Annotated in this window: 9 protein-coding genes; 5 read left to right on the top strand and 4 right to left on the bottom strand. The window is 59.4% G+C overall.

What is annotated here, in order from left to right; translation table 11 throughout:
* Window positions 1–70: 70 nt before the first annotated feature.
* The 4 genes from FIU92_RS19690 to FIU92_RS19705 are packed head-to-tail and all read right to left on the bottom strand — an operon-like array spanning window position 71 to window position 4,382.
* Window positions 71–1,042, bottom strand: a complete 972-nt coding sequence (locus tag FIU92_RS19690) for a D-glycerate dehydrogenase (protein WP_152460412.1) — start codon at window positions 1,040–1,042, stop codon at window positions 71–73.
* A complete protein-coding gene (gene sucD, locus FIU92_RS19695) occupies window positions 1,042–1,929 on the bottom strand; it encodes a succinate--CoA ligase subunit alpha (protein WP_152460413.1) in 888 nt (295 codons plus the stop codon). Before sucD ends, FIU92_RS19690 begins: the two co-directional genes overlap by 1 nt.
* Entirely contained in the window at window positions 1,929–3,125 is a 1,197-nt protein-coding gene (locus FIU92_RS19700) for a malate--CoA ligase subunit beta (protein ID WP_152460414.1), read from the bottom strand. Before FIU92_RS19700 ends, sucD begins: the two co-directional genes overlap by 1 nt.
* 15 nt (window positions 3,126–3,140) lie before the next feature.
* The gene (locus tag FIU92_RS19705; RefSeq protein WP_152460415.1) at window positions 3,141–4,382 is read right to left on the bottom strand and encodes an aminotransferase class V-fold PLP-dependent enzyme; all 1,242 of its coding nucleotides are present in this window, start codon (window positions 4,380–4,382) and stop codon (window positions 3,141–3,143) included.
* Between the two features lie 220 nt (window positions 4,383–4,602).
* Here FIU92_RS19705 and FIU92_RS19710 point away from each other — a divergent pair, with 220 nt between their 5' ends.
* From FIU92_RS19710 to FIU92_RS19730, 5 genes are all read left to right on the top strand, one after another.
* The gene (locus FIU92_RS19710) at window positions 4,603–5,232 is read left to right on the top strand and encodes a response regulator transcription factor (protein ID WP_224859546.1); all 630 of its coding nucleotides are present in this window, start codon (window positions 4,603–4,605) and stop codon (window positions 5,230–5,232) included.
* Between the two features lie 22 nt (window positions 5,233–5,254).
* Window positions 5,255–6,100 (top strand): Rossmann-like and DUF2520 domain-containing protein, encoded by an 846-nt coding sequence (locus FIU92_RS19715; RefSeq protein ID WP_152460416.1) that lies wholly within the window; start codon window positions 5,255–5,257, stop codon window positions 6,098–6,100.
* 176 nt (window positions 6,101–6,276) lie between these two features.
* On the top strand, window positions 6,277–9,990 hold the full coding sequence (locus FIU92_RS19720) for a hypothetical protein (protein ID WP_152460417.1): 3,714 nt from the start codon (window positions 6,277–6,279) through the stop codon (window positions 9,988–9,990).
* Window positions 9,983–10,981, top strand: coding sequence for a hypothetical protein (locus FIU92_RS19725; protein WP_152460418.1), 999 nt, complete (start codon window positions 9,983–9,985; stop codon window positions 10,979–10,981). Before FIU92_RS19720 ends, FIU92_RS19725 begins: the two co-directional genes overlap by 8 nt.
* Window positions 10,982–11,057: 76 nt before the next feature.
* The gene (locus tag FIU92_RS19730) at window positions 11,058–11,270 is read left to right on the top strand and encodes a hypothetical protein (RefSeq protein ID WP_152460419.1); all 213 of its coding nucleotides are present in this window, start codon (window positions 11,058–11,060) and stop codon (window positions 11,268–11,270) included.
* Window positions 11,271–11,287 lie beyond the last annotated feature (17 nt).

The raw sequence follows: 11,287 nt of genomic DNA on the forward strand, positions 1-11,287 counted from the left end.
TCTCCTAATTGAGGAACGCAACGCAGCCACGGCTGCGTTGGACGCCATTGCGTGATGTTTGAAGGTGGCCTCAGATCACGCGGTCCCGAGGTTCGCGGCCTTCGAAGAAATCGCTCAGGTTGTCGAGAACCCGAAACCCCATCGCCTCGCGCGCTTCGCGGGTTGCGCTGCCCAGATGCGGCAGCATGACGAGGTTGTCGCATTGCAACAGATCCGGGCTGATACGCGGTTCACCATCGAATACATCCAATGCAGCGCCGCCGATCATGTCGAACATCAATGCCTGGATCAGCGCCCATTCATCGATCACTTCGCCTCGTGCGGTGTTGATCAGAAATGCGTCAGGCTTCATCAGGCCAAGTCTGCGCGAATTGATCAGATGGCGGTTGGCTGCGCCGCCCGGACAGTGCAGTGAAACGAAGTCACATTGCGGCAGCAGGTCATCAATGGTGTCCACCTGTCTTGCGTTGCATCCGGCGAGAACATCGGGCGATACGGCGCTACGGTTGTAAACCAGCACGTCCATGCCGAACCCGTGATGCGCACGGCGGGCCATCTCCTGTCCGATGCGGCCATATCCGATGATGCCCAGTGTCTTGCCGCTGACCTTGGTTCCGACCAGATGCGTGGGCCGCCATCCTGTCCACTGACCTGCACGCAACTCGCGTTCGCCCTCACCCGCCCGACGCGCCACCATCAACAGCAGCGTCATGGCGATATCGGCGGTGCATTCGGACAGAACGTCGGGCGTGTTGGTCACGGTCATACCCAACTCGCGTGCCAAGGGCTCGCAGATATGGCTGTAGCCGACGCCGTAATTGGCAAGGATTTTCGTCTGCACACCCGGCACATCCAGTGCCTCGGCGCTCAGCGTGTCCGTTACGGTGGGCAGCACGGCGTCATAGGATTTCAACGCTTGCCGGATTTCAGCCGGGGACATGGGTTTGTCGCCGGTGTTCAATACGGTGTTGTAGTTCTCGGCCAGCTGCGCCTCGACGGCAGCAGGCCAGCGACGGGTAACCAGAACCGAAGGTTTGACCATCACGCAGCCTCCATCACGCTGGCGATCGTCTCACCGATCACGGCAGGGTTTTCGGCCACGGTGACACCTGCGGCGGACAGGATCTCGACCTTTTCGCTGGCGCTTTCGCCGAAGGCCGAGATGATCGCACCCGCGTGCCCCATGGTACGGCCTTTCGGAGCGGTCAGACCGGCGACATAGGCGATCACGGGTTTGGAGATGTGGTCGCGGATATATTCGGCGGCTTCCGCTTCCTGCGGGCCTCCGATTTCGCCGATCATGGCGATGACATGCGTGTCTTCGTCGTCTTCAAACCGTTGAAGGATGTCCTTGAAGGACGATCCGTTGATCGGGTCGCCCCCGATTCCGACACTGGTCGAAACGCCGATCCCGCGCTCTTTCAACTGGGCCGCCGCCTCATATCCCAATGTCCCCGAACGGCCGATGATCCCTACATGTCCGGGAAGATAGATATGCCCCGGCATGATGCCCAACAACGCCTTTCCGGGCGAGATGGTGCCGGCGCAATTCGGACCGGTCAGAACCATGCGTTTCTCTTTCGGATAGCGATACATGTACCGTTTCACCCGGATCATGTCCTGTGCCGGAATGCCGTCGGTGATGCAGACGCAATAGCGGATGCCCGCATCGGCGGCCTCCATGATGGAATCCGCCGCAAACGGGGGCGGCACGAAGACCAGGCTGGCATCGGCGCCGGTGGCTTCGACGGCCTGTTTGACGGTGTCAAAAACCGGAACGCCTTCGACGGTTTCGCCCCCCTTGCCCGGCACGACGCCACCCACCACGTTCGTGCCATAGTTCAACATGTCCTTGGTGTGGAACCGCGCCATGCGCCCGGTGATGCCCTGCACGATGACACGCGTGTCACGATCGAGAAGAATGCTCATTACACAACCCTCATTTTGGTGCCCTGAGTAAGGTCGTTTTTCCACGCGCCCACAGCGCGTTCTGCCGCCTCCATCAGCGTCGTGGCGCGAATGATCGGCAGTCCGGATTTGGCCAGGATCTTCTGGCCTTCTTCGACATTCGTTCCGGCCAGCCGCACAACGACGGGAATATCGAGGTCAAGTTCCTTCAACGCCTGAACGACACCTTCAGCCACCCAGTCGCAGCGGTTGATACCGGCGAAGATGTTGACCAGAATGGCCTGAACATTGTCATCCGACAGGACCAGCCGGAACGCCTTGGCCACCCGTTCAGGCGACGCGCCACCGCCGATGTCGAGGAAATTTGCAGGCTCACCGCCTGCCAGCTTGATCGTGTCCATGGTGGCCATCGCCAGACCGGCCCCGTTGACGATGCAACCGATGTTGCCGTCAAGCCCGACATAAGACAGCCCGCGATCCGCAGCGCGGCTTTCGCGCGGGTCTTCCTGGCTTTTGTCGCGCAGTTCGGCAATCTGCGGGTGGCGGAACAGGGCGTTGTCGTCAAAGCTCATCTTGGCATCCAGCGCCAGCACCCGATCATCACCGGTGATGACCAGCGGGTTGATTTCAACCATCGTGGCGTCGAGATTGCTGAAGGCGGCATAACAGCCCTGCAACGTCCGCACCATTTGCTGGATCAGTTTGGCTTCAACCCCAAGATTGAAGGCGATTTCACGTGCCTGAAACTCCTGAAGCCCGACGGCCGGTTCCACGATGGACCTGACAATGCTGTCGGGGCGGTCGGCCGAGATATCTTCGATCTCCATCCCGCCTTCGGACGAGGCGACGATCATCACCCGCTGGCTGGAGCGATCCAGAACAAAGCCAAGGTAGATTTCCCGGTCAATCGGCACTGCGGCTTCGACGTAGACACGATAGATGCCTTTGCCTTCAGGACCTGTCTGATGCGTCACCAGTTTGCGACCGAACAGATCATCGCAAGCCTTGTAGATTTCGTTTTCGCTGGTGCAGAGCTTGACCCCTCCGGCCTTGCCGCGCCCGCCTGCATGGACCTGCGCCTTGACAATCCATTTGTCGCCACCCAGTTCGCGCGCCCGGTAGGCCGCCTGTTCAGGACTGTAGGCAAGCGCGCCCGCAGGCACGTCGACACCGAATTTCGAAAGGACTTCTTTCGCCTGGTATTCGTGGATATCCATCTGATGCGCTCCTGTTTAAGCAGCTATTGAAGTGCCGTAACGGCTTTCCAGCAGAGCTTCGATCGCGTCTTGATCGACCTCTCCGCCCAGCTCACGAATGGCTTCGGCGAATAGGCGCACGATCCGGCTGACGGCCTCGCGATTCAATTGATTGAGGATGCCGATGCGAACCTGCACCGGTTCGCTCAAGGTGGGCCAGATGCCAAACCCGCGGGCGCGGCAGTTCTGCACCAGTTCCATCTCGCGGCCAGAAAGCGCGGAAGGCAGGTTGAGCACGATCAGGCTGGGCATGTCCGAGGTGACCTCGCACCCCATCTCGGTCACCGCGTCCCGAAGAACCTTTTCATGCGTCCGGTAAGACATCGACCGCTTGGCCAGACCTTCCTGCAAGGTCAGGCGCAATGACTCGTGGAATGCCGCAACCGCATATCCGGAATGGGTCCGGTGATAGGTGCCCTTTTCCACGTCCTGCCCCTCGACGATGCCCCAGTGGCGTGCCTCGAAGATCGGATTGTGCACGTAGGTATAGGCACCTGTGGATTTCAGACCCTCGATATAGGCATCGGCAAAGCTGACAGGGGCATAGGTCAGCGGCAGGCAGCACAGGCCTTTCTGCGGACAGGATGCCCAGCCTGCCACACCCGGATAGTCATCGATCGCAAAGTCTTCGACACCCAGTGACGAGACCGCATCGATCAGCCCCATGGCGCCATGACGTTCACACGCCTCCGAGAAACCGCGTAGATCGTTCACCCTGCCCGATCCGGTTTCCCAATGCGCCATGAAGGCCCATTTCGGCTTGTGCTCGGCCAGAGTCGCTTCAACCAGTTCAGCCGTCACCGGCTGGCCATGAGGAACGTCGACCACCGTGACACTCGCCGCCTGTGGGTCAAGCGGGCTGACCGCGTGCTCGGCGGGCGTTGCCGCCTTGATCCGCAGCGTCAACGCGTCGATCCCCGAAAATGTGCCGTTGGTGAAGGCCACAACCTTGTCACCGGGCATGACGGCCGAGAACATGGTGTCCAGAGCGCTCCATCCGGTACCCGCGACAGCGAAAGTGTAAGCGTTCCGTGTGCCCCAGATTTTCCGCAGCATGTGCTTGCATTCGATCATGCCCCTGAGGACATCGCCTTGCATGTGATCGGCGACACCTGCGCCGGCGAAGGCTTTCAGGACACGCACATCCGTGTTCCCCGGCCCCGGCCCTGCGGCAAGGGTCTCGGGAATTTCGAGCGGAGGGAAAATCTGAAAGGTCATGGTCTGACATCCTCGGCTGTTGGCCGGGCATTACGGCCTGATGGTTCAAGATACCGATCAGAAAACGCGAGCTTGCCGGATGGCGCAACGTAACTTACTACTGCTTTTGGATGGCTAATAGTGTGGGTAATTACCTACCCGTTTTGGCAAAAATACGACGGTATACCGAAATCTACCCCACCCTTTTGGGTAGTTTTTTGTAAAATATGGGCAAAATCATATGGTTGAGACATCGGACAAACCCATCGACATCATGCTTGCGGACAGCAACCCGCTGGTGCTTTCGGCCATGTCGGAAATTTTCGAACGTGATCCCCGATTCTCTCTGGTCGCCACGTCGGCGACGGCGGAAGGGTTTCTGGGAACGGTGATGCGGATACCCGTACAGGTCGGCGTCGTGGACTGGACGCTTCCGGCCCTGGGTGCCGCCAAACTGATCGAGGTGCTGCGCGATCAGGCCGATGCACCGCGCTTTGTCATCTATGGCGATGCCTCTGGGGATGTCCCGCGATTGGCGATGCAGGCGGGCGCCGCTGGATTTGCTGCCCGCTCGGGCGAGGTCGAAGGCCTTCTTGAGACCTGCGCCGAAGTGGCAGCAGGCAAGATGGTGTTTCCGTTCATCGACGTCCGGAAGATGAAACAGGATCCGATTCAAAGCCTGTCGCGCAAGGAACGCGCCATTTTGGAGGCCCTGGCACAGGGGATGTCGAACCGGGAACTGTCCAAGGAACTTCAGATATCCACCAACACGGTCAAGTTTCACCTGTCCAATATCTATGAGAAGCTGAACGTCAAAAACAGAACTCAAGCGATTGCGTTTTTCTATTCGTCCCACCGTGGGGCGGACTAGACGACAAGAACAGAGAGCCCAGATGACTGAAATCAAAATTAACGTTGTCGGTGCCGGGCGGGTCGGCAAAACGCTGATCAGCCTTCTGGATGGCACTGATGGCTGCCGGATCCAGGATATTCTGAGTACATCCTTTCAGTCGGCAAATGAAGCCGCCCAGTTGTCCAAAACCGGGCGCGTTGCAGCAAGCTATGCCGATTTGCGGCCAGCTGATCTGTGGATCCTCTCGGTGCCCGACACGCAAATTTCTGCGGTGGCCCACGAATTGAAAGAGGCGTTCGAAAACCAAGAAAAAAAAGGGAAGCCTTCAGTGGCGTTCCATTGCAGCGGCTATTTTCCTGCCGAGCAACTGGCGCCGTTGCGAAGCCTCTCATGGTCTCTGGCCAGTGTTCATCCCGTCCTGTCTTTCGTCGATCCACAGGCCGCTGCCGCGCAATTCAAAGAGGCGCTGTGCGGGTTGGAAGGCGACGAAGACGCCATAGCGTTCATTCAGCCGCTTCTGGAGGGATTGGGAGCCACCTGTTTTCCCATCCGGTCTGAAAGCAAAAGCCTGTATCATGCAGCCGCTGTGATATCGAACAACTTCGCCGTTGTCTTGCAGGCCATCGCCCGCGAAGCGTGGGCCGAGGCGGGCGTGCCGGACGAAACTGCCCGCAAGCTCAACGCTGGTTTGTTGAGCAGCACAGTCGAAAACGTCGACCTACTTGGCCCGCAATCTGCCCTGACCGGTCCGGCGGCAAGAGGGGACGCAGAGGTCGTTGCTCAGCAGGGCGCGGATGTAGCGGCGTGGCACGGCGATGCAGGTGAAATTTACAAGCAAATGAGCCTGCTGGCACAGAAGCTGAAGGCAACCGGTTTCACGAAGTAATCGCCAGATCCATTGCTGAAAGGCATTTTGGATCCTGCGTTCGAAACGCGTCGCGGAAAAGGGGGCCCGGGCGTTTCTTTTGCGAATCCCTGAAACATGTTACGTTGGGTCAACTTTCGAGATTTGAATTTTCCCGGCACTCAGTTTCTTGCAGCGCTTTCCTACGAGGTGACTTCATGTCCGACTCCAGCAGTGAGCCCCCGCGCATTACGCTGTCCCTTCCGACCTCTCGACCCAATCCCACGATCTCGGCGGAACTCTCGGGATCGGCCGGTTTTACGGCTGACAGCCTTGACGATCTCAGGCGCGTCGAAGCCGAGAAACTCAAGGCGCTGCGCCGTGGTGTCGGCATTGACCTGTCTGCCGAGGTGATCAACGATCTGATTGATCAGCGCGTGCAGACCACTGGTGCAGTCTTTCGTCAGCTTGAAACCATACGCAAGGATCTGGCCGACGGGTTTCTGGGCGCTGTCGTCCCAACCCTTGCCCCGAAACTGCGCGGTGAACTGATCAATCCCGACGGCACCCCTGCCGAGCGGGTAATAGTTGAAGCGCTGCGCCCAACCTTTACCGCCAGTGAAGGCATCGACAGCGCGGATTTTTCCTGGGCTGTAAAAGCCGCCGTAACGGATGCGCGGGGCCTGTTTTCGCTGGATCTGCCCAATCTGCGCCTGCCGCAAAATGGCCTCAGATTGCGGATCCGGGGGCAGAACACCACTCTGACCGAGGCAGTGCCGCGCATTGATGCATTGGATGGCGAATTGGGTCTCGTGGTGCTGGATCGCACCGTCCTCCCTTTGCAGCGCTCGATCCTGGGTGAGCTTGCCGATATTCTGCCGGTGGATCCCGAGGATGCGGAAGAGAACATATCCGACTTCACCGGCACGCAGGCGCCCATCGTGCTGGGCGAAGGTGATTGCGCTTCGGAATACCGAACCGAAGGAGGCACGGTTTCGCGGCGGCGTTATTCGGTTCTTTATCGGCTGATCGACCCGCTTGTCGGGCCGAAAAACATCGTTCGCACCCGCCCCGTTGGCGGCAATCGCTTTGTCACGACAATTCCGGGCAGCACCTTTGCGCAGGCCAATCTTTCTGCCGAAACACTGTTGAGCGCATTCAACAATGACGGCGGAGACTGGGATTTCCGCGATCGGATACCGATTGACGAACCCATTGATATTGAGGATTTTTTCGAAGACTTGGAACAGCGCCCGCAGGATGTGCCAAAAGCTTCCAGCCTGGCGCTTGGCTATATCGCCAAGATGCGTTCAACCGCCGTCCACGCCGGAATGTCATTGGGGCGTCTGGTCTATTCCCTGCCGCTTGCCCCGGGCGAGGAACAACGGATCGTCGTGTCGGAACAGCGCGAAACCCTGACCGTGCGCGAACGCGAAAGCCTGACCTTCGAGGAACAACAGGAATTCGAAGAGGCGCGCGATACCTCTTTCGACAGTACATTCGAAACCGCATTGGACGAAGTGATCCGTGGAACATCCTCTTTCTCGACCAAGGCGTTCACAAAAAGCTTCGGAGGGGCCGGTGGCATTGGTGGCGGTCTGTTCGGCGGCATCGGGGCCATAGTGGGCGGGGTCGGTTTCAGCGGCGCCCGTTCCAGCTCCAACTCGTCAGGCAGTTCGTCCAACACGCAGAACACGTCCCGCGATTTTCTGTCAGACACGCACGAGACATTTTCGGCCGCGCTGGAACGGGCCGCTTCGGTCAAGCGAAGTTCAGCCCGAACCAGCGTTCGCACAGCCACCGCAAGTGATCGGCGAACGGCGACGACGAAATTCGTGGCCAACCGCAACCACTGTCATGCAATGACGATGCAATGGTTCGAAGTTCTGCGCGACTTTTCCCTGGAAACGCGGATCGAAGGCGTGCAATTGGTGGTCTTCGTTCCCATGCAGCTCATCCGCTTTCGCCGTTTGGGGCAAGGCGATCAGCTGCCGGGCAATGTCAGCCGGTCCGGATTGCTGAGCCGGTACAAGGTGATCCTGCGCCACGCAGACGTGTTCCGCCGCGTATTTCGAAACCGCCGAAGGTTCCGCACCGCCCTCAAACTGCTGGAAGAGTTTTATGCGGACAAGGACGCGACACCGCAGAATGCTCCGGGTGTTGCGCAGGACATCGTCAGCTTCGAGGCTCAGGGCACTTTCATGCCCAATGATGACATATCCGCGGTGATCTTCACGCAGGATGGCGACCGCGTTGGGCCAGTGCCCCTGACCGGATCGCCGATCGACATCGACAACCTGCATGACTTGCCTGCCGAGACACGCGAAAACCTGCTGGTTCGGCTGGCTGACGCGCGCCGTGATCCAACCAACCGGCGGACTTATACCGGATCCGTGGCTTTGCCCCGCTCGGTCGAACGTTCCGACATCGCCCGCGTCGAGTTGCGCAGGCGGACGGGCTCTTTTGCCTATTCATTCTATACCGGCCCGGACCCGATCAACATCTTCAACATTTGGGAACATATCTCGAACCTGGAAGATGCGGATGATCTGGATCGCGCCACGCGCAACATCAACCGGAGCCTTCACACGACGATTTCAGGCTCGGATTTCGACGATCTGGTCGGCGCGCCGATGATCAGCGAGTTCGAAGCGCGCATGAATGAAGACGCGCAGACCATCGTTGACGACAATACATTCCAGGCTTTGCCTGCGACCCTGCCTTATTCCGTACAGGAAGTGCCGGATGTGCTGTCACGCCGTGATCTGCGGCGGATCGAAGAAATGTATCAGCATATCGTTGCCGACACCGTTCGTTATTCCCGCGTGATCTGGGCCAGTATGACGGATGAGGAACGGGCCATCCTGCTGGAACGCTTCACCATCGGCGTGCCAGATGGCGGGTTGGATGACGCCTCAAGCGAGATATCGCTGCTCAGCACGGTCCAGAACAAGGTGTTGGGCTTCTACGGCAATGCGATGATCATGCCCTTCTCGATCCCGCCCGATCTGGCCGACCGAATGGAGATGCGGACCGGCGACATTCAGGACAGCCTGCTGGCCTTCCATCGCGAAGACTTCCGACCACCGCGCCGAACGATCTCGCTGCCGACCAGGGGCCTCTTGGGCGAGGCCGTTCTGGGCCGCTGCAATTCCTGCGAGATGATCGACCATCGCCGCTTCTGGAACTGGCAGGACAGCCCGACGCCACCCCCGGTTGGCGACACGCCGGTCCTGCCCGCAGACAGCGATGCGATCTTTGGCACCCGTGCGCCATCAGACCTGCCGGCCAATCAACCTTCGAACACGCTCACCATCGCAGGTGGCGACATTGGCACGGGCCAGGCCGTGCCCAGTTCGCAACTGGCCGAGATCCTCAAAGCCGCGCCTGATCTTGCACGGGCGGGAACCGATCTGACAGGTCTGAAAGAGTTGCAGGCGCAACTGGCCCTTGAAACGCAATCGGTCGCCGCCGGTCGGGACAAGGCCATAGACACGGCGACGGATCTGACCAAAGAGCTTGTCGGCAAGGCCACTGAACTGGCGGGCAAGGGGCAAGAGATCGCCGCGGCCCGCAAAGAGGAAGAAGCCAAAAAACAAGCTGCCGAAAAGAAAAAGTCAGCTGCCGACAATGCCGCAAAGCTCAAGGGGTTTGAGGACATCGCCAAGAACGCTTCGGGAGTTTCTGCGCTGATTGGCGGGCAACCGGATGGCAACCGGGCCGGTTTCGTTCAAAACCTGTTCAAGGATTTCCCCGGTGGCGCTGCGGCTCTGGCCAATCCTTCCAACACGTTGCTTCTGGCCAAGCTTTTCGGGGCCTTTACCAAAGCCAATACGGATGCAGATGACGGCAGCGCAACCAAGGCCGGCAGCCAATCCGTTCTGGATTTCCTCAATGGCCTGAGCGCCCCTGCGGAGGACGACGATGAGTGACACCAGCACAAATGCAACCCCCGAACCGGGCATTGATGAAAGCCTTGCCGAGGCCATCATCAATATTCTTGAAACCACCAATTCTCCGGCGATACAGCGCGCCCGAGAGGTTATAGCCCACAGGCTGGCCATCGCTGGCGACATTGCCCCATCCCGCATCCCTGCCCCGCGCAATATCACCGAGATCGGCGGCTACATAAATCTGCTCAGCGAGTATGGAGAGGCCGAACAGCGCGCGCGCATGATCGCGGCCGCACTGGGCATAGCAGGGCCGCAGATTTCGCTGCCACAGCCCGGTGCCGTTCCACCGTTGTCCTTTGTCACACGTGACGGCGCCCGACCTGCGGGGCCACAACAACCCAGCTTCCCGTTGACCTATACGATCCGCAGCGACTTTGTTCCGGCATTTGACAATGCGGTGCAGGAAATCACGATCCGCGGTGGCGCGGTTCCGATTTTGACACCTGTCAGGATCCTGCCTGCTGCGGGGTCTGCACCCGCAACAGACGGCTCTGCGCAGCTGGCTCTGATCGGTCGTACACTCAGCCTGGCGCCAACAGCGGCTTTGCACGCCGTGGCAACCGACCCTTTGTCGCTCAGCCGTCCGACGGCTGGTGGCGGGTTCGAGGTTATGGTTCGGGTCATCGACGCCGCCGCTCCGATCGCAGGAACCATCGCGGCGGCGAACTGGACAAGTTGGGAATGCGATGCCTCTGCCTGTACCGAAGTCGACAGCAATGATGCGCGCTTTGCGCTCACACCACTGCTGAACGCCGCCGGGTGGCACCAGCCCGCTGATCCCGGCAATCCGACCAGTCTGTCAAATCCCGGAACCTGGGCGGAATGGCGCAACATCACCGGGCTTGTGCCGGGCGTCACGCGGTTTGCGGATGAGCTGCAACTGCTATATTCCGCTGAAATGCTCATTACTTCACCGGTCTTCAATCAACTGGACAATGTCTGGACAGGAAGCGAGTTCGCCGCGCCATAGCGCGGCTGCCTGAAACGCAGGAAAGTGATTTGGAAATGCGCCCTTCATGAGGTTCAATGCATTCAGGAAGTCAGCAATGCAAAACCCCGAGCGTTTCGAGAAATTCTATTTCGCCAAAGTCGGCATGGGCGAAGCCTGTGGCTGTGCCGAGCGGATAATCGACGTGTTCGAATTCAACCGCAAAGGCGGTGCGCAATCCAGGCAACCTGTGAAACAGGACAGGCGCAGACGCGGGTCCTTTCGGGCATGGGCGGTCAAATATGGGCTGATGAGCCGCAGACGCACATAGCCAAGGCCTGACGACGC

Origin of the sequence: Ruegeria sp. THAF33, from assembly GCF_009363615.1 — a bacterium.
GTDB lineage: Bacteria > Pseudomonadota > Alphaproteobacteria > Rhodobacterales > Rhodobacteraceae > Ruegeria.

Coding starts and splice junctions, on each gene's coding strand:
- FIU92_RS19705 (WP_152460415.1), bottom strand. CDS start 4,382: ATGACCTTTCAGATTTTCCCTCCGCTCGAAATTCCCGAGACCCTTGCC.
- FIU92_RS19720 (WP_152460417.1), top strand. CDS start 6,277: ATGTCCGACTCCAGCAGTGAGCCCCCGCGCATTACGCTGTCCCTTCCG.
- FIU92_RS19690 (WP_152460412.1), bottom strand. CDS start 1,042: ATGGTCAAACCTTCGGTTCTGGTTACCCGTCGCTGGCCTGCTGCCGTC.
- sucD (WP_152460413.1), bottom strand. CDS start 1,929: ATGAGCATTCTTCTCGATCGTGACACGCGTGTCATCGTGCAGGGCATC.
- FIU92_RS19730 (WP_152460419.1), top strand. CDS start 11,058: ATGCAAAACCCCGAGCGTTTCGAGAAATTCTATTTCGCCAAAGTCGGC.
- FIU92_RS19710 (WP_224859546.1), top strand. CDS start 4,603: ATGGTTGAGACATCGGACAAACCCATCGACATCATGCTTGCGGACAGC.
- FIU92_RS19700 (WP_152460414.1), bottom strand. CDS start 3,125: ATGGATATCCACGAATACCAGGCGAAAGAAGTCCTTTCGAAATTCGGT.
- FIU92_RS19715 (WP_152460416.1), top strand. CDS start 5,255: ATGACTGAAATCAAAATTAACGTTGTCGGTGCCGGGCGGGTCGGCAAA.
- FIU92_RS19725 (WP_152460418.1), top strand. CDS start 9,983: ATGAGTGACACCAGCACAAATGCAACCCCCGAACCGGGCATTGATGAA.